The organism is Sphingobium phenoxybenzoativorans (assembly GCF_018286635.1).
GTDB lineage: Bacteria > Pseudomonadota > Alphaproteobacteria > Sphingomonadales > Sphingomonadaceae > Sphingobium > Sphingobium phenoxybenzoativorans.
The window spans coordinates 902,240-920,070 of sequence record NZ_CP073910.1 but is presented as its reverse complement, the minus strand read 5'-3'; the positions used below and the strand labels follow the sequence as shown (position 1 = coordinate 920,070).

The following is a 17,831-nucleotide window of genomic DNA, read 5'->3' as shown; positions in this document are numbered from 1 at the left end:
TGGTCTGAATTATTGCGTGCTGCGCACGGTGATATGCTCGACATTCGCGCGGTGCGGCAATGCGAGCACTGCGACGACCGCATCCGCCTGCATGTCGGAGGGCACGCCCTCGCCGGCATAATGGCCAAGGCCGGTTGTCTGCAGCACCTTGTAGAATTGCGCGCGGCGCTCCTCGCTCCACAGCGCCTGTGAGGAGGTTTCCTCCATATAGCCGGAGCGGAAGGTGATGACGCGGATATTATCCGGCTTCAGTTCCGTCCGCAGGCCAAGCGAGAGCGTTTCCAACGCCCCCTTGGTCGCGGCGTAGATCGTCAGCATCGGGAAGGGAGTCCCCACCGAATCCGAGGTTATGTTCATGATTTCGCCGCCGCCCTGCGCCCGCATGAACGGGACCACGGCCCTGATGCAGAAGATCGGCGCCATGAAATTGGTTTCCACCTCGCACCGCACATCCTCATCCGACACATCGTCGATCGGGTTGAGCAGGCACATCACGGCATTGTTCACCAATGTATCGATGCGGCCATAATGCGCGGCGATCTCGGCGAATACGGCGCGGATGCTGTCGGGCGATCTCAGGTCGCAGGGAAAGGCGCGCGCGCCATTGCCGATTTCAGCGGCCAAAGCCTCCAGCGCCTCGCGCGACCGCGCAACCAGCGCCACCTTCGCGCCCGCCTGCGCCAGCTTGACCGCAATGCTGCGGCCAAGGCCCTTGGAGGCCCCGGTGACAACCGCGATGCGTCCGTTCAGAGATTCCATGCCTCACCTTTTTCTCGCTATCGGACGGGCGCGCTCCGGCGCGCCTCGTCAACATTGCATGCAAAATAGCAAAGTCATGCCGGTTGCAACAGAAAAAGCGCGAACAAGCCCTTGGCGGCTATTGCGATCGGGCGTCCTGCTCCAGATTGCGGCGCAGGGACTGCAGCAATTGCCGCGCCTCGCGGATCGCTCCGGCGTCAAGGCCCGCGCTGACCCGCCTCATCCAGATCGCGCCCTCCTCATCGGCCATTTCGAACACCTTCCGCCCCTCCCCGGTCAGGATCAGCCGCTTGGCGCGCTTATGGTCCGGATTGTCGATCCATTCGACCAGCGCATTGCCGACCAGATCGTCCGCAACGCGCTGAATCCCCTGACGGGACTGGCCCAGCGCGCGGCCGATGCGCGGCACGGTGGGCGGCTCTACCGCGCGGGCGATAGCGGTAAAGACGATCCAGTGGGTGGGGCGCAGGCCAGCCACGCGAGTCGTCATCTTGTTTGCGGCGACCAGCCGGCCATTGAGCCGGTAAATCTCGTCGATCAGACCGGCGAAATCATCGACAGCGGAATCATTGGCGGGGTCAGGGGCTGTGTCAGGCATATGTAGACGGCTGTCAAAATGACGCATTATTGTCAATATCGATCCCGCAATGGGACTGGCGCGACATATCGCAACCGGCCTTTCACCTATCTATTGCATGCATAATCCCAATGACATAAGATTGCGAGGTCGTCGACAGTCGGATTTCCGGGCGAGACTTCGACATTTGCATGCAATATGAGAGCGAGTTTAGAGGAGCGTTTGATGGGTGACCCTGTTTTGGCGATGAATGACGGGAACAGCGCGCCTGCACATGTTCCGGCCGAACTGGTCATCCCGTTCGATTTTCACAGCGACCCTCTTTTCAAGACGGACCCGTTTGAGGCGGTGCGCTGGCAGCATGAAAATGCGCCGCGCATTTTCTATTCGCCGACCCATTATCTTCTGCCGGGCTGCTGGATCGTCACCAAGGCGGAGGACATCCGCTACGTCCTGCAATCGCCGGAGATATTTTCCAGCCGCGGCCAGGTCGGCTTTTCCTCGCTGATCGGCGAAAATTGGGATCTTGTCCCGCTGGAACTCGATCCGCCACACCATGCGCCGCTGCGCGGCCTGCTCAATCCGCTATTCTCCCCCAAGGAAGTGGCGAAGATGGACGCGGGCGTGCGGGAGGCCGCATCCCGTCTGATCGCGAAGATTGAGGGCGGGAAGGAATGCGAATTCGTATCCACCTTCGCTCAACCTTTCCCGGTCTCCGTATTCCTGCAACTGCTCGGCCTCCCGCTGGAGGAGATGCCGATGTTCCTGGAGTGGGAGGCGGGCCTGCTCAAAAGCTTCAGCGCCGAAACGCGGGTAAAATCCATCCGCTCCATCGTCGATTATCTGCGCGGCGCAATTCAGCAGCGCCGCGAAAATCCCGGCACTGATCTCATCAGTTTCTCCGTTCAGGCCGAAATCGACGGGCGCAAGCTGACCGAGGATGAAATCATCGGCATCTGCTTCCTGCTCTTTATCGGCGGTCTCGACACCGTGGCTTCCTCGCTGGGCTTCCATTTCCATTATCTTGCCACCCATCCCGAACTGCAGGCGAAGCTGCGCGCCGACCGCAGCCTGATCCCCGCAGCGGTTGAGGAATTTCTCCGCCTCTATTCCATCGTGATCTCACACCGCCGGGTGACGCAGGATACGGAGATTGGCGGCGTGCTGCTGAAGGCAGGCGACTGGGTGTCCGTCCCGACATTCAACGCCAGCCGCGATCCGGCGGAGTTTTCCAACCCCAACGATTTCGATCTCGACCGGGCAGCCAACCGGCATGTGGCCTTTTCCTATGGTCCGCACCGGTGCATCGGGTCGCACCTTGCCCGCCGCGAATTTGTCGTCGCCTATAATGAGATACTCGACCGCATCCCGCCTTTCCGCATCAAGGAAGGGACAGAGGTGCGCACAAATGGCGGCGCGGTGTTCGGCATCGACGAAATGCACCTCGCCTGGGATTGAGGCCGCCGCCAGCATAAAGGCTCCCATAAGGAGCGGGTGGGAAGGAGAAACGCCGTGGCGGGTCCGCTCTATGGCCGCGCATTCCAGACAGCCTATGTCACGCGCGACCTGGATGGCGCGATCGCGCGCTATGCGGCCGCCTTCGGGGTGCGCAACTTCATGGTCTTTGACACGGCGAACGGCCCCTATGCGTTGCGGGTTGGGCTGGCCTGGGCCGGCGACCGGATGGTCGAGATACTCGATCCGCAGGGGGAGCCTTCGCCGCTCTACGCCGGGACCTTGCCTGACCAGCCCGATGGCCTGCGCTTCCACCATATCGGGCACCTGATCGAGGATGCGGACCAGTGGCGCGAAGTGGAGCAAGCCATAGCGCGGACGGCCACCCCGGTCGCATCGACCATTTCCGTGCCCGGCCAGTTTGAGATCATCTATACGGACAGCCGCAGTGTCGACGGCCATTATCACGAATATGTCTATGCGATGCCGGACGGGATGCGCTTTTTCAGCGAAGTGCCGCGCAATTGACGGTTCTGGACTGACGCCGGGCGGTCAGTCCTTGGCGTCCATCATCAGCGCGATCCGGCCAATCGCCTTTCCGCCGGAGGCCAGGTCGAGCGCCTCCTGATACGCCTCCATCGTGAAGCAGGCCCCGACCCTGGGCCTTATCTCCCCGGCGGCATACAGGCTCATTATCTTCGCCAGATTGGCGGCCGCCTGCACTGGCGCAATTTTATTGAAGCGCCCGACATTCACCCCCACCAGCGATGCCCCTTTCAGCAGCGCGATATTCGCCTTGATCGCCGGGATCGCCCCGCCCGCAAATCCCACCACCAGATGCCGTCCGCCCCAGCCGAGCAGGCGGAAGGCCGCATCGCTGACATCACCGCCCACGGGGTCCAGAACCACATCCACGGGCGACAGTCCGGCCTGTTCCCATGCCTCGCGCAGCCCGCACCCGGAAATGTCGATCACTGTGTCGGCACCTGCCGCCAGGGCAGCGGCCCGCTTGGCCTCGCCACGCACAGCCGCGATCACGGTAGCGCCAAGGATTTTTCCCAGCTCGATGGCCGCCTGCCCCACCGATCCCGCGGCGCCAAGCACCAGAAGGCGCTCCCCCGCCGCCAGCGCGCCGCGATCCTTCAGGGCATGCCAGGCCGTCGTATAGGCGACGCGCAGCACCGCCGCCTCAGCCCACGCCACGCCGGGCGGAAGCAGCGCGACTGCATCCTGATCGACGCACAGATATTCGGCGAAGGGACCGCCCCAGGCGAGCGCGCATACCGCATCGCCAACCCGGAAACCGGTAACGTCCGGACCGATGGCGTCGATGATCCCGGCGCATTCGCTGCCCGGCACATAGGGCAGGTCAGGCGTCACCTGATATTCGCCGCGCGCGGTCAGCGCATCGACGAAGCTGACGCCACACGCCCGGACCCGGATGCGAATCTCTGTCGCACCCGGATCCGGGACGGATGCCTCCTCCAATGCCATGCGGAGGGGCGCGAAAGACCGCACCACCACCGCACGCATGGTCCGCTCGCTCTGCACTGCGACCGGGCCGGAGAGAAGCTCAGGCGGGTTCTTTTTCCTCGATCGCATGCGGGAACATCTTCACCACATCGCCGGAGGTGACGACGCGCTTCACGCCCTGCTCCAGCGGGCTTGCGCCGCCATGCGCGCCATAGGCCTTCAGGCTGATGTCCACGTCGCGGGCCTGCTCGCGCAGCGCGCCGACCGTGCAATTCTCGCGGCCCAGAATGGCGAAGGGATCGTAGTGGAACGCCTTCATCGCATTCTTGTGAGTCATCAGGTCGATCTCGTCATCGGGAATGCCTGCGAAGCTTTCGATCAGCCATTCCGCAGACTTCGGCCACAGCGAGTCCGAATGCGGATAGTCGCATTCATAGGTGATCGTCTCGATCCCGATCTCATGCCGGTTCGCGATGCCGAACTTGTCGTCGATGAAACAGGTGATGAAATGCTCGCGGAAGATTTCGCTCGGCTTCTTGCCGCCGAAATCGGCATGCGTCCACGCGCCATGCTGTTGATGCGTGAAGTCGGCGCGCTCCAGCAGATAGGGAATCCAGCCGATGCCGCCTTCCGAAAGCGCGATCTTCAGATTGGGATAGCGCTGCAACGCCTTCAGGTGAATCCAGTCGGCGGCGCTCAGGGACACCGAGATCGGCATGCCGATGATCCAGGCGTCAATCGGCGATTCCATCGACGGATGCTGCGGCACATTGCCGGTGCCGATATGGTTGCAGATCACCACGTCCAGATCGGCGCAGACCTTCCACATCGGCTCCCAATAATCGGTGTGCAGGCCCGGCAACCCCTTCTTCGACGGATTGTCGGTGAAGCTGATCGAATGGCATCCCTTCTTGGAGACGCGCTTGATCTCCTCGACGATCAGGTTGACATCCCACATCGGCGTGATCGCGGTGGGGATGAAACGGCCGGGATAGGCGCCGCACCATTCGTCGATATGCCAATCATTATAGGCCTGCACAGCGACCAGCGCGCCATTCTTGTCCTTGGCGCTCAGGAACAGGTCGCCCGAAAATCCGGGGAAGGTCGGAAAGTTCAACGAACCGAGCAGGCCGTTGGCGTTCATGTCCTGAACGCGCGCATGCACATTATAGGCGCCAAGGCGCATATGCTCGTAGCAGGCGGGCTCGCAGCCAAATTCTTCCGGCACACGGCCAGCGACAGCGTTCAGGCCGGGATTGGGGAGCTTGCGCCCCTCATAGACCCAGTGGTCCGCGCCATCGGTATGCACGACATGCGGCACCAGCGACTTCTGCGCAGCCGTCACATGCTGGTCGAACATGTCTGCAGGCTCAACGATATGATCATCGACGCTCACCAGAATCATGTCTTCAAGCTTCATGCCATCTCTCCTTGCAAGGCTTGCGCGCGGTGCTGCGCAGCCGCATTCACATTCCGGGCGCCGCCCGTTTTCTGCGACCATAATTGCCCCAACTTGCCCTGGATGGCAACAGGATTCGCATACAATTACGTGAAATCTGGAGCGGTATTTTTTTCAATATCCCAAATTTAGGTGCATTTTTCATCTAATATTGGAAATTTTGCATGCAAAATAGCAATGCTCGGTCAATGCGACACCGTGGCTCCTCTCGCACCCGACTCCGCGTCACCCTCTGTGGGGCCATGCCGGAACGCCTGCCAGAAATGGAACGCCGCCCAGATGTTGAACAGCATCGTCAGTGCAAGCGCGGGCCGGAGCGAATATTCGCCCCCTATCGCGTCGCTGAACAGGCCGACGACCACCGGGCCAAGTCCCGACCCCAGCAGGTTGATAACCAGTTGCACCGCAGCCGCGACGATCCCGCGCATGCCCGGACTGACCAGGCCCATCGCCATGCTGTAACCGGGCGCCAGATATCCGCCCATCGCGACGCCGGTGCAGAACAGGCAGGCCAGCGCAACCGGCAGCGTCGGGGCATAGGCGAAACCGATGCCGAAGGGCACGCAAAGCAAACTCGTCACCAGCGGCACCAGCGCCAACCGGCGGCGCGATCGCGTCACCAGCCGGTCAGCGATCCGGCCGCACAGGACCGAGCCGATGGCCGAACATGCCGCGCCCGCCGCAACGACGACGCCGGCCTGGCCAAGCGGAAGCCCGTGCACGCGGATCAGCAGCGACGTCGCCCAGACCCAAAGCGCCGTGACCGTCAGCGAGGTCAGCGCCATCGCGATGCCCAGATGGATCAGCGCGGGCGTATGGCGCACATGCCGCAGAACCTCCCGCACGGTGGATGCGCCATGATGCGCCTGCTCGTCGAACCGGCCGCGCGGCGGTTCCCGCAGGGTCAGAATGATCAGCAAGGCGACCGCAATGCCCGGCAGGCCCGCGACGAAGAACGCCGCCCGCCAGCCGAAATGGGCGGCGACCACGCCCCCGATCAGGAAGCTCGACGCCACGCCGACCGCGGCGCTGAGGTAGAAAAGGCCGATCGCGGTGCTTCTTTCGCGGACCGGGAAGCTGTCCGAAATCAGGGACAGGCATAGGGGCTGCGCGCCCGCCTCCGCCGCGCCGACCCCCATCCGCATCAGCAGCAGGGTCATATAATGGCCGGCGAAACCGCACAGGACGGTCAGCCCGCTCCATATGGTGAGGATGATGCTGAACAGGGTCCGCCGCCGCACCCGGTCGATCAGCCAACCCATCGGCAGGCAGGCCAGCGCGAACGCGGTGGTGTAGGCAAGACCGCCCAACACCCCCATGCCGCTGTCGCTGACCTGAAATTCCCGCTTAATGGGTTCGATGACGACGGCGATGACCTGACGATCTATCGAATGGCAGACATAGGCGGTGGCCAGCAGCGCCAGCGCGTACCAGCGATGCGCGTCCGGCACAGGACCCGCCGGAGGAGTTTCGCTGGCCCGCGCCTGGCTTGCCACTACATCGCGACCTTCACAGAAATCCCCCCATAGCGCTTGGAATCGCGGGATACGCGCGCCCAGGACCGTGCAATGAATCCATCGGTCTGGCCCAGATTACCGTAATAAAACTCGTTCGTCAGGTTTTTGCCGAACAGCATGACCCGCCATTTGCGATCCGGGCTTTCGTAACCGATCGACGCATCAACCAGCCAGTGGCTCGGCTCCAGCGTCAGCGGATCGTTGAGGAGCTGATACTGGATCTTGTCGATCCAGCTTGCCCCGACATGGGTGAACAGGCGGCCGCCATTGTCGATGCGATGCTCATAATCGGCGGACATGTTCAGCGAGACCTTCGGCGTCTCCTTTGCCGGATGGCCGGTAAGCGACTGAGTTTCGGCGATTCCGTCATTGTTGAGGTCAAGGGTGCAGCCGCCCTGCAGCCCGGCGCGCTGGGACACATTACAGGTGACCAGACCACCGCGATATTCGGCATCGGTATAGGCAATGCCGCCCGCCAGGGTCAGGCCGCGCGTCGCCCGCCAGTTGAACTGCATCTCCACGCCGCGCGACTTGATGTCGCCGGCATTCTGCAACTGCGTGGCCAGGGTCGTGGAGTCCGGCACGGTGGTCGCCTGCTGCACATCCTTCACCTTCTGCGCGTAGAGCGCCAGGCTGAAGTAGAGCTTATTGTCCAATATGGTCTGGCGCGTGCCGACCTCAAACGCGGTGGCGATTTCCGGCGCGGCAAAGACGCGGGCGGCGGGGGTCCAGCCCGACGACAGGTCGAGCGCGGCGCCCTTGAAGCCGCGATTGAACGAGACATAATAATTCTGGTCGCGGGTCGGCACATATTGGATGCCCGCGCGGCCGGACAGATTCTTGTCGCTGCGATCCTGATCATAGGCGAAGCGCGCGACGGGCGCGGCGTTGTTGACGCCCGTTACCGGATCGAATGCGGCAACCGGGTTGTTGTAGGGCGTGCGGACATAGGTGCCGCCAACACTTTCCCATGTGTAGCGCAGGCCGCCGAACAGCTTGAAGCTGTCGATAAATTCCCAGGTCGCATCGGCGAACAGGGCCTTGCTGTCATTGCGGTAATCCGCCGTCAGCGCCGCGCCGTCGATATAGAAGCCGTTGCGGATGAAGGGGCTGGAACCGGCCAGCTCCTCCCGGTAGCGCTGGTAGAAACCGCCCGCCACCACGTCGAAACTGTCGCCGGAATAGGCGAAGCGCAGTTCCTGGGAGAAGTAATGCGAGTCGGACGGCTGGCGCGGAAAGCCCCGGTCGATGTAGGAGATGGGGTAATTATTGGGGTTCGGCGCAAAGCCCCGTCCCTTTAGCCAGCCGGTCGGCCCCGCATCGATATCAGTCGAATTATCGAAGCTATATTCGCGATAGGCGGTAATCGACGTGGCGGTCCACTTGTCAGCGAAGCGCCAGTTGACCGTTCCCGCGACGCTCCAGCCCTCCGATTCCGTCAGACTGTTGCCGTCGACATTGGTGACGTCGACACCCCGGCCGATCGGCACGCCCATCGTCACCCGCTGCAAATCGCCAAGCGCCCCGGAATTGGGCACCAGGATCATGGCGACGCCATAGGTATTCTCACGATGGCGGTAATCGCCCGCGATCAGCAGGTCGAGATCGGGCGACAGGTCCACCGCCAGCTTGCCGGAAAAGGCGTAGGTCTTGCTCCCGCCGACTTCACCGCCGATGCCGACATTGCGAATGATGGGCGACTGGTCGTCATACAGGCCGTTGAGCCGCAGGCGGACCGCATCGCTCAGCGGCAGGTTGACTGTGCCGCGCAGGACGATCTCGTCATCGGTGGTATAGTCGGCCTGCCCGGTCACCTCCAGATCGCGGCTCGGATTGCGGGTGCGGATATTGATAACGCCCGCGGTCGCATTCTTGCCGAACAGCGTGCCCTGCGGTCCTGCGAGAACCTCGATCTGCTCAATATCCATGAAGTTGGACAGGAACTCGCCCTGCCGTGCAATGGGCACGCCGTCGATCACCAGCGCCAGGCTCGGCTGAATGCCGCCCTCCTGCGCCGTCGAGGAAATGCCGCGCATGTTGAAGCTGGCGCCGCGATCCGCGCTGCCTTCGGAGAAGGTCAGGGATGGAGAAATCTGGACAAGCTGGCGGCTCTCCACGATTGCCTGCCGCTCCATCGTGACGGGCGAAAGCACCGACACGGAAACCGGAACCTCGGTAAGCGTCTGCACACGCTTTTGCGCGGTAACGATGATGTCGCCATTGGCGGCGCCGTCATCGGCCTGCGGCTGAACTTGCGCCCCTGCCTGCGCCTCGGCCTGGGTTTGGGCCAGAGCCGCCGGGGCCATCGCCGCAGCCACTGTCCATGCGGCCGCGCAGGCCATCCAACGATTTGCCTTCATTCACTCTCTCCCCAATGATTCTTTTTATTGGGGAGAGAGTAGATCACACCCATATTGCATGCAATCTAAAATGACATTGGCCGAAAATTCAAATAATCAGGCATTAAGGGCGAACAAATCGTCCAGTTGCAATGCAATTCGTCCGCCAACCTGATCCAGAAGGTGCGCCCGCTTCAGATAGAAGTGGACGGGATATTCGGCGGCGAACCCCATCCCTCCATGCAATTGGATCGCCGCCGCCGCGTTGGAAAGCGCGGCATCGAGCGCGACGATGCGCGCTGCAGTCACCTGAAACTCCGCATCGTCGCCGGCGTCCCGCACGACCACGGCGGCCAGCTTCGCCTGCGACAAGGCGGCTTCGCATCGCACGGCCATATCGGCGCAGGGATGGCTCACCGCCTGGAAAGTCCCGATCTTCTGGCCGAATTGCGTGCGCTCGCTCGCGTGCGCCACGGACAGGTCGCGGACCGCCTCCGCCGCGCCAACCAGCATCGCCGCGATCAGCAGGGATATGTGCCGGAACAAAGGTTCGGCGTCGCGGCCGCCCACCTGCAGGCCCGCCGCGCCGGAATCCAGCACTGCGCTTTCCAGCGTCACGGTGGGATCAAGGCTCCGTATCGCGCTGCGGTTGGAAAATGCGGAAGGGTCGAGCAACGTCACGCTGTCATGATCAACCAGCAAAATACGGTCGCTGCCTTCCGCATCGATCAGGAAATAGCCGCTGCCGCCAGCATCCGGCACAGCCAGCGACACCGTCGCATTCCCCGTCGCAATCGCCGCCGTCAGATCGCTCTCCCCCAGCGTCGCGGCGAGGCGCGCGGCGATGACCGATGCGAACAGAACAGGCGTCACCAGCGCCCGCCCCACTTCCCGGAACAGCAGCATTTCCTCCGTCGCGCCAAATCCGAAGCCGCCATGCTCCTCGGAAAGGCCGAGCGCTATCCAGCCCAGTTCCGCGCATTGCGGCAACAGGGCGCGATCGGCCGCCTTGGCCGGTCCTTCCTCCCATCGCAGATAATCGACCGGCAGCTCCTTCGACAGCAGCCCGCGCGCCATGTCGATGATCTGTTCTTCTTCCGGCGAAGGCATCAGGTCCATAAATATCCTATCGGCTGCGCGGCAGGCCCAGGACCCGCTCGGCGATGATGTTGCGCTGGATTTCGGCGGTGCCCCCGCCGATCGTCCGGGAGAAGGAGTAGAGATAGGGGCCGGTCCAGCCTTCTTCGGGGTCGGTCAGCTCAAGGCTTCCCGCGCCCAATATCTCCATCGACATGCGGCCCAGGCGCTGCGTCAGCAAACCGTGATAAAGCCGCAGGATGGAGGCTTCCGCGCCAGGCGCGCCGCGCCGCTCGTTCAGGGAGATGCTGGAATAGGTCATCGCCTGCAGCGCGGCGACCTCTGCGCGCAGGCGCGCCAGACGGCGCTGAATGTCCGTATCGCGGGCCAGATCCACCCTCGCTTTCACCGTCGCAATCAGGGCCTCCAGATCGGTCGCGAGCCGCACCTGCTCCGCCATGAATCCGGTGCCGCGCTCAAACCCCAGCGTCGACATCGCCACGCGCCAGCCATTGTTCAGGCCGCCCACGACATTGGCCAGCGGGATGCGGACGTCATCGTAAAACACTTCGCAATATTCGGGGTGCCCCGCGATCGTCTTGATCGGGCGGACGCGGATGCCGGGGCTGCGCATGTCGCATATGACCCAGCTTATGCCCTTATGCTTGGGCGCGTCCGGATCGGTGCGCACCAGCAATTCCTGAAAGTCCGCAAACTGGCCGAAGCTGGTCCATATCTTCTGGCCGTTCACCACCAGATGATCGCCATCAATCTCGCCGCGCGTGCGGAGCGACGCCAGGTCGGAGCCTGATCCGGGTTCGGAAAAGCCCTGACACCACACTTCCTCGCCCTTCAGGATGCGCGGCAGATGCGATGTTTTCTGTTCTTCCGATCCATTGGCGATCAGGGTCGGCCCGCCATGCAGCAGGCCGACGAAATTGACGCCGACATAGGGCGCCCCGGCCCGTGCATATTCCTGATACCAGATCAGTTGCTGGATCGTGCTGAAGCCCCTGCCGCCATATTCCTGTGGCCAGGCGATGCCAGCCCAGCCGCCGTCATATTGCCGCTTCTGCCAGGCGAGATCGAACGCCTTCATGTCCGGCCCGTCCGCAGGGCGCACCTCGCGCGGAACATTGTCCGCAAGCCAGGCGCGCACCTCCTGCCGGAACAGATCATCCTCTGGCGTGAAATCAAGGTTCATGGCGTATACTCAGCTCGACAATTGGTTGAATGGAATGCCGCGGTCGAGCCGCGTTTCCTGCGGCAGTCCCAGAACGCGCTCGGCGATGGTGTTCCGCAAAATCTCGTCCGTGCCCCCGGCGATGCGCAGGCCGGCGGCATAGAGCCACGCCTCCTGCATCTCGGTCAGTTCGGGATCGCCCTGACGGTCGACGATGATTCCGGCTGGCCCGCGCATCTCCATCGCGAAACGGGCCATGTCCTGAATATTCCGGCCAAGGACGAGTTTGCCCATGGCGGCCTCCGGCCCCGGTTCCTCGCCCTGCGCCAGACGGGTCAGCATGCGATAACGGCTGTACCGGACGCCAAGGCTGCGGACATACAGGCTGGCCAGGCGGGACCGCGACGCCGCATCGTCGATCGGCCGCCTGCCGTCCGCCTGCGGCTTCCGCGCCATCGCCACCACATCGTCGATAGTGATGTTCGCAATGTCCGCCTCGTTCACGGACATGCGCTCATTCAGCAGTGTCGAGATCGCGACCTTCCACCCGCCGCCGACTTCGCCGAGACGCTGGCTGTCGGGAATGCGGACGTCGGTCAGGAACACTTCGTTGAATGCGGCATGGCCGGACGCCTGGCGGATCGGCCGCACCTCGACGCCGGGCGAGCGCATATCGAACCAGAAATAGCTGAGGCCCGCATATTTTTCCGCACCCGGATCGGTGCGCACCAATATCGTGCCCCAATCCGACACATGCGCCCCGGTGGTCCAAACCTTCTGCCCGGTGACGATCCAGTCATCCCCGTCACGCACCGCGCGGGTGCGGACGTTGCCAAGGTCCGAACCGGCCGAGGGTTCGGAAAAGAGCTGGCACCATATTTCCTCGCCGCGCAGGGCGGGCGCAACGAAGCGCTCAAGGACTTCTGGCGCGGCCCAATTCAGCAAGGTGGTTATGCACATGCCAAGGCTGATGCCGAAGGCGTCCGGAGGCAGAGGGAAGCGACGCTGCTCCTCGTCGAAAATGACCTCCTGAATAACGCTCCCGCCACGGCCGCCATAGGCGACCGGCCAGCCGATCCGGGCATATCCGGCTTCCGCCTTTGCCGTCTGCCATTGCCGGGCAAGCGGCAGCAGGGCAAAGCCCTCCGCATCGGCCTCGCCGGGCGGCGGCGCGTATCGCGGCGCATGCTTCGCTAACCATGCACGAACTTCGGTGCGAAAGACGGCGTCCTCTGGGGTATCGTCGAAATCCATCAGGCCGCCTCCCGCCTGTCCAGCGCATCGGCCAGCCGGTCATGCCACTGCGCTATCGGGCCAAGCGCCTGCGCCAGCAGCCGGGACCTGCGGTAATGGAGGTGGCAGTCCGCTTCCCAGGTGAACCCGATACCCCCGTGGATCTGAATGCATTCGGCCGATGCGAACTCATAGGCTTCGGTCGCAGCAATGCGTGCCGCCGCCGCCGCAAGCGGCAGTTCCGGCGCGCCAGTGGCGAGCGCCCATGCCGCATAATAGGCGTTGGATCGCGCGACCTCTGTCGCGACATAGATATCCGTGAGCCGGTGCTTGATCGCCTGATAGCTGCCGATGACGCGCGCAAACGTCTTGCGCTCCCGCACATAGCCGAGCGCCATTTGCAGGCAGGCTTCAGCGCCGCCCAATTGCTCGAACGCCACCAGGACCGCCGCGCGCGACACGATATGATCGCCAAGCGCGCTGCCGTTGCGCGCGCCCAAAGGTTCCGCCTCCACCGCATCAAATGTGATCGCCGCATGCGGAACGCTGTCGTCGATCGTGTTCAGCACCGAACGGGTCACGCCCGGCCGCGTCAGATCGACAAGATGCAGGCCGTCCGTCGCCGAGATAATCGCGACCCCCGCCTCCGCGCCATAGGGCACTGGCGAGACGGAGCCGGTCAGCCTGCCGTCCCGCACTGTTATCGCACCCGGCGTCAGAAACGCCGTGCCGATAATCTCCCCACTCGCGAGCGCGGGCAGCCACCGCTGCATCTGCGGTTGAGTGCCAGCGGCGGCGATGGCTTCGGCCGCAAGGTAGATGGATGGGAGCATGGGCAGGGGCGCGACCGCCCGGCCAATCTCCTCCGCCAGCGCACATAGCGCGACGTGGCCGAACTCTATCCCACCCTGGCTTTCGGGAATAGCGACCGCTGGCCAGCCGAGCGCGGAAATTTCCGTCCACAGCGCCTCGCGGCGATCCGCCCCCTCTCCCTCCAAAAGCGAGCGAATCAGTGAGGGCGGCGACTTGTCCGCCAGCAGTCTGCGCGCTTGCTCGGCCAGCGCGCGTTCTTCCTCTGTATAATCGAAATTCACGTCCGCGCGCTCAATAGAAAATCCTGCCGCCGTCGATCGACAGGGTGGTGCCGGTGACGAAGGAGGATTCAAAACTGGTGAGGAACAGGATCGCCTCGACGATCTCATCCGGCTGGCCCATGCGGCGGACGGCGTAAAGATTTTCGATGCGCTTGATCTGCGCTGGATCGGTGAAGGTTTCCCGCACCATCGGCGTATCGACCGCGCCCGGCGACACGATGTTGCAGCGGATGCGCGGCGCCAGTTCCATCGCCAATACCTTGGTGAAGGCATGCACTGCCGCCTTGGAAGCGGAATAGGCGGCACGGCCGGAAAGAGGGCTTAACGCCACGGCGGACCCGACATTGACGATCGTCGCCGCATCGTTGCGCCGCAGATAGGGCAACGCCGCATGGCAGGTGAGGTAGATGCTGGTCGCATTGCCGTCCATCGCCCAGTGCCAGTCCTCCAGACTGGTGTCGGCGAAGGGGCGGGACAGGCTGACGCCCGCGTTGCACACCAGGCCATTCATCCCGTTCATCAGGCGAAATGCCTCATCGACCGCTTCCGTCGCCGCCACCGGATCGAACAGGTCGGCCGTGACGGAATAAGCGCCGGTTTCTTCCGACACTTCCGCAAGCGTCTTTGGGTCGCGGCCCAGGATCGTAACCAGCGCCCCTTCCTTGACGAACCGGCGCGCCGCGGCGGCGCCGATGCCGGAATTGCCCCCGGTGATCAGGATTTTCCGGCCTGCGAGGCGGCCGGTCGAGACTTTCTTGCGGGCCTTCATGGCCTTTGTCCCTTCACCCTGCCAGAACGTCGAGGACCTGCTCGGTCGAACGGACACGCCCCATCCGGCCGAACAGGGTGAAGCTGTGCTTATGCGCTTCAGCGTTAAGGGCCGATGTCGCATCCTCCACGAAAATCTGGTCGAAACCCCGCTCATAGGCATCGCGCGCAGTCGATTCCACGCCGATATTCGTGGCGATCCCGGTCAGGATGATCGTCTTTATGCCACGGCGGCGCAGGTGCATCTCCAGGTCGGTGCCGTAGAAGGCGCCCCACTGCCGCTTGGTGACGATGATGTCGCCATCCTTGATGTTGAGCTTGGGAACCAGTTCCGCCCAATAGCTGGGCCGCGGCGGCGCGACGGGGGGAACGATGTCCGTGGTCGGCGACAAGGCGTCCGCGCCATCCTCGCTGTTGGTGACCCGCACGAAAATGGCGACGCCGCCTTTGTCGCGCAAAGCCTTTGCTATCTTTGCTGTATTGGCGACGACATCGCTCGACTTATGGGGAACCGCCTCCAGATTGACGATGCCATGCTGCAGGTCGATCGCAACCAGCGCCGTGGTTGCGGGATCGAAAACGGTGTCCACCATATAACCCTCCGGAAAATTCTTGCTTTGTCAGACGATAGCGGACTGCGCCGCACATTCCAGACGCTCCGCCACGGCGGCCGCGTCATAGGGGCGAATGGCATCGAAACGGCCGGCCCGCACCAGACTGGGCCAGTCCGGGTTGGTCAGCACGATACGGCCAAGAGCCACCAGATCGAAATCGCCGCGATCGAACATCTCAACCAGCCGCCGCAGATTGGCGGTGGACACATCCGCGCCATTCATCTCGCCGATCTTGGAAACCTCCAGCGGGCTTTCCAGGCCGACGGAGCCGACCGTCATTGACGCCTTGCCCGTGACCTTCTTCGCCCAGCCAGCGAGGTTCATGTCGCTCCCCTCAAATTCGGGAAGCCAGAACCGCCGGGTCGAAGCGTCGAATATATCGACGCCCGCATCGGCCAGCGGCGTCAGCCATGCTTCGAGTTCCTGCGGCGTGCGCGCGACCTGCGCGTCATATTTTGCACCCTTCCACTGCGAAAAACGCAGCATGATCGGGAAGTCCGGGGCGGTCCGCCGCCGCATCTCCGCAATCACCTCGACCGCGAAGCGCACGCGATTTTCTATCGAGCCGCCATAATCATCCGTGCGCTTGTTCATCGGCGGCCAGAAGAACTGGTCGGGCAGATAGCCATGCGCCCCGTGAATCTCCACGCCGTCAAAACCGATTTCATAAGCATGCGCAGCGGATGCGGCATAGGCGTCCACAACATCTTCAATGTCGCGCGTGGTCATCGCACGGACCGAACCGTCATCCTCGCCAAGAATGGATGCCGCAATCGACGGCTCCTGCGGATTGAGCGTATCTTCACGGCCCCGGTACAGACCCGTGTGCCAGAGCTGCGCAAAGATTGCGCCGCCCTTGGCATGCACTTCTTCCGCAACGCCTTTCCAGCGGGGCAGGCTATCCCCGTAGAAATTGGGCACCCGGCTACTGGCATGAGATACGGGGTGGGCGATGGCCGAACCCTCGGTCACCACCATCGCGCACCCGCCAGCAATGCGGCGCGCATAATAAGCGGCAGCGCCATCGCCCAGCAAATTTCCGGGCGACATTTCCCGCGTCATCGGCGACATTACGAACCGGTTGGAAAGACGCAGCGAACCACATTCAAACGGCGTGAACAGAGGCTCGATCGAGACTTCCCCTTCAGCGACTGACGACATGTCCGGCATCTCTTCCTAAAAATTCGCTCGAATCAATTTCGTAATTCGGCTGCGCATAAGGCTTGCGATCTTTTGCATGCAATTTCAAGCTTGGCAAGATTGGAAAGCCTTCCAGACTTTTCAAAACCCCTGCTCGCCCCAACCAATTCCCAAGCAAATGCCGCCATTTCTTCAAAAATTTCGCGCTGAAGGCGCAAGCTGCGGGAGAAATATCGTTGCGCCGCTACCGCAGGACATCTATGCATTTTGCATGCAATTGGCGCCGATCTTGGACCTTAAGCAGCGCCCTGCGCTTGTTACCGGTGCGGGCCAGGGAATCGGCCGGTCGATTGCGCTGCAACTCGCCGCGCACAATGCGGGCGGCGTGGTCATCAATGATTTCCATCCGCAGCGCGCAGAGGAAGTCGCAGATGAGATACGGAGCATGGGATTTGACGCAATCGCCGCTCCGGCCGATGTCTCTGATGCACAACAGGTTCGCGCCATGCTGTCCATCGCGCGCGACCGGTTTGGCGAAATCGGCATATTGGTCAACAACGCCGGAAATGCAGGACCATCGCAGCGCCCGGATATATCCGCTGCGCCCTTCTGGGATGTTCCGGCTGCCGACTGGGATCGATGGTTCTCGGTCAATCTTTACGGCGTGATGCACTGCTGCCATGCCGCCCTCCCCTCAATGGTGGCGCGCGGTGGAGGCGGCCGCATCATCACCATCCTGTCGGATGCTGGACGGGTTGGAGAAGCGGGACTGGAAACCTATTCGGCGGCGAAGGCCGGGGCCGCAGGATTTCTGCGCGCGCTTGCCAAATCCACCGGCCGTCACAGCATAACGGTCAATATGATCTCGATGGGCGCAACCGTCACGCCAACGTCGGAGGATGCGCTTTCCAATGAAGACCTGCAGAGAAAAATGCTGCAGCATTATGTCATCCGCCGCCTCGGCACGCCCGAAGATGCGGCAGCGATGGCGACGTTTCTGGCATCCGAGGCGGCCGGATGGATCACCGGGCAAACGATACCGGTGAACGGCGGCTATTCTTTCGCCCTTTAGCCCGATTTCAGGAAGAAGCGCGGCAGAAACGCAACCTCAAAATGACTAGACGAAAAGGCGCCGGATCATAA

The 17,831-nt window shown here is 62.8% G+C and carries 16 protein-coding genes; 3 read left to right on the top strand and 13 right to left on the bottom strand.

From position 1 onward, the window contains the following. Positions 1-9 precede the first annotated feature (9 nt). Positions 10-759, bottom strand: coding sequence for an SDR family oxidoreductase (locus tag KFK14_RS04535; protein WP_212610024.1), 750 nt, complete (start codon positions 757-759; stop codon positions 10-12). A 118-nt stretch (positions 760-877) separates the two neighbouring features. Further along, entirely contained in the window at positions 878-1,357 is a 480-nt protein-coding gene (locus tag KFK14_RS04530) for a MarR family winged helix-turn-helix transcriptional regulator (protein ID WP_171905774.1), read from the bottom strand. A 204-nt stretch (positions 1,358-1,561) separates the two neighbouring features. On the opposite strand from KFK14_RS04530, the gene KFK14_RS04525 reads away from it, so the two are divergent. Further along, a complete protein-coding gene (locus KFK14_RS04525) occupies positions 1,562-2,794 on the top strand; it encodes a cytochrome P450 (RefSeq protein WP_070153781.1) in 1,233 nt (410 codons plus the stop codon). Between the two features lie 54 nt (positions 2,795-2,848). Further along, positions 2,849-3,319 carry a VOC family protein gene (locus KFK14_RS04520; RefSeq protein WP_212610023.1) on the top strand — a complete coding sequence of 157 codons (471 nt, stop codon included), beginning with the start codon at positions 2,849-2,851 and terminating at the stop codon, positions 3,317-3,319. Positions 3,320-3,343: 24 nt separating this feature from the next. Here the strand turns inward: KFK14_RS04520 and KFK14_RS04515 are convergent, their stop codons facing one another. From KFK14_RS04515 to KFK14_RS04465, 11 genes are all read right to left on the bottom strand, one after another. Then, positions 3,344-4,393 carry an NADPH:quinone oxidoreductase family protein gene (locus KFK14_RS04515; protein WP_212610022.1) on the bottom strand — a complete coding sequence of 350 codons (1,050 nt, stop codon included), beginning with the start codon at positions 4,391-4,393 and terminating at the stop codon, positions 3,344-3,346. Then, on the bottom strand, positions 4,365-5,684 hold the full coding sequence (locus KFK14_RS04510; RefSeq protein ID WP_070153791.1) for an amidohydrolase family protein: 1,320 nt from the start codon (positions 5,682-5,684) through the stop codon (positions 4,365-4,367). The genes KFK14_RS04515 and KFK14_RS04510 overlap by 29 nt, the downstream gene beginning before the upstream one ends. Positions 5,685-5,908: 224 nt before the next feature. Then, a complete protein-coding gene (locus tag KFK14_RS04505; RefSeq protein ID WP_212610021.1) occupies positions 5,909-7,174 on the bottom strand; it encodes a spinster family MFS transporter in 1,266 nt (421 codons plus the stop codon). Between the two features lie 44 nt (positions 7,175-7,218). After that, positions 7,219-9,600: a TonB-dependent receptor gene (locus KFK14_RS04500; protein WP_070153797.1), complete on the bottom strand. Its 2,382-nt coding sequence runs from the start codon at positions 9,598-9,600 to the stop codon at positions 7,219-7,221. Positions 9,601-9,696: 96 nt separating this feature from the next. Next, positions 9,697-10,698, bottom strand: coding sequence for an acyl-CoA dehydrogenase family protein (locus KFK14_RS04495; RefSeq protein ID WP_070153800.1), 1,002 nt, complete (start codon positions 10,696-10,698; stop codon positions 9,697-9,699). Between the two features lie 7 nt (positions 10,699-10,705). Beyond that, positions 10,706-11,860 (bottom strand): acyl-CoA dehydrogenase family protein, encoded by a 1,155-nt coding sequence (locus KFK14_RS04490; RefSeq protein WP_070153803.1) that lies wholly within the window; start codon positions 11,858-11,860, stop codon positions 10,706-10,708. Between the two features lie 9 nt (positions 11,861-11,869). Then, on the bottom strand, positions 11,870-13,093 hold the full coding sequence (locus tag KFK14_RS04485) for an acyl-CoA dehydrogenase family protein (protein ID WP_212610020.1): 1,224 nt from the start codon (positions 13,091-13,093) through the stop codon (positions 11,870-11,872). Then, a complete protein-coding gene (locus tag KFK14_RS04480) occupies positions 13,093-14,166 on the bottom strand; it encodes an acyl-CoA dehydrogenase family protein (protein WP_212610019.1) in 1,074 nt (357 codons plus the stop codon). The genes KFK14_RS04485 and KFK14_RS04480 overlap by 1 nt, the downstream gene beginning before the upstream one ends. 10 nt (positions 14,167-14,176) lie before the next feature. Continuing rightward, the gene (locus KFK14_RS04475; protein WP_212610018.1) at positions 14,177-14,935 is read right to left on the bottom strand and encodes an SDR family NAD(P)-dependent oxidoreductase; all 759 of its coding nucleotides are present in this window, start codon (positions 14,933-14,935) and stop codon (positions 14,177-14,179) included. A 13-nt stretch (positions 14,936-14,948) separates the two neighbouring features. After that, the gene (locus KFK14_RS04470) at positions 14,949-15,527 is read right to left on the bottom strand and encodes a hydrolase (RefSeq protein ID WP_212610017.1); all 579 of its coding nucleotides are present in this window, start codon (positions 15,525-15,527) and stop codon (positions 14,949-14,951) included. 27 nt (positions 15,528-15,554) lie between these two features. Next, on the bottom strand, positions 15,555-16,709 hold the full coding sequence (locus KFK14_RS04465; protein WP_212610016.1) for an oxidoreductase: 1,155 nt from the start codon (positions 16,707-16,709) through the stop codon (positions 15,555-15,557). 268 nt (positions 16,710-16,977) lie between these two features. Here KFK14_RS04465 and KFK14_RS04460 point away from each other — a divergent pair, with 268 nt between their 5' ends. After that, positions 16,978-17,760: an SDR family NAD(P)-dependent oxidoreductase gene (locus tag KFK14_RS04460; protein ID WP_246524878.1), complete on the top strand. Its 783-nt coding sequence runs from the start codon at positions 16,978-16,980 to the stop codon at positions 17,758-17,760. The last annotated feature ends 71 nt before the right edge of the window (positions 17,761-17,831 follow it).

Bases quoted from the DNA above. Each gene is read 5' to 3' on its own strand.
- KFK14_RS04510 (WP_070153791.1), bottom strand. From the start codon at position 5,684: ATGAAGCTTGAAGACATGATTCTGGTGAGCGTCGATGATCATATCGTT.
- KFK14_RS04470 (WP_212610017.1), bottom strand. From the start codon at position 15,527: ATGGTGGACACCGTTTTCGATCCCGCAACCACGGCGCTGGTTGCGATC.
- KFK14_RS04500 (WP_070153797.1), bottom strand. From the start codon at position 9,600: ATGAAGGCAAATCGTTGGATGGCCTGCGCGGCCGCATGGACAGTGGCT.
- KFK14_RS04530 (WP_171905774.1), bottom strand. From the start codon at position 1,357: ATGCCTGACACAGCCCCTGACCCCGCCAATGATTCCGCTGTCGATGAT.
- KFK14_RS04490 (WP_070153803.1), bottom strand. From the start codon at position 11,860: ATGAACCTTGATTTCACGCCAGAGGATGATCTGTTCCGGCAGGAGGTG.
- KFK14_RS04485 (WP_212610020.1), bottom strand. From the start codon at position 13,093: ATGGATTTCGACGATACCCCAGAGGACGCCGTCTTTCGCACCGAAGTT.
- KFK14_RS04515 (WP_212610022.1), bottom strand. From the start codon at position 4,393: ATGCGATCGAGGAAAAAGAACCCGCCTGAGCTTCTCTCCGGCCCGGTC.
- KFK14_RS04465 (WP_212610016.1), bottom strand. From the start codon at position 16,709: ATGTCGTCAGTCGCTGAAGGGGAAGTCTCGATCGAGCCTCTGTTCACG.
- KFK14_RS04535 (WP_212610024.1), bottom strand. From the start codon at position 759: ATGGAATCTCTGAACGGACGCATCGCGGTTGTCACCGGGGCCTCCAAG.
- KFK14_RS04475 (WP_212610018.1), bottom strand. From the start codon at position 14,935: ATGAAGGCCCGCAAGAAAGTCTCGACCGGCCGCCTCGCAGGCCGGAAA.
- KFK14_RS04495 (WP_070153800.1), bottom strand. From the start codon at position 10,698: ATGGACCTGATGCCTTCGCCGGAAGAAGAACAGATCATCGACATGGCG.
- KFK14_RS04525 (WP_070153781.1), top strand. From the start codon at position 1,562: ATGGGTGACCCTGTTTTGGCGATGAATGACGGGAACAGCGCGCCTGCA.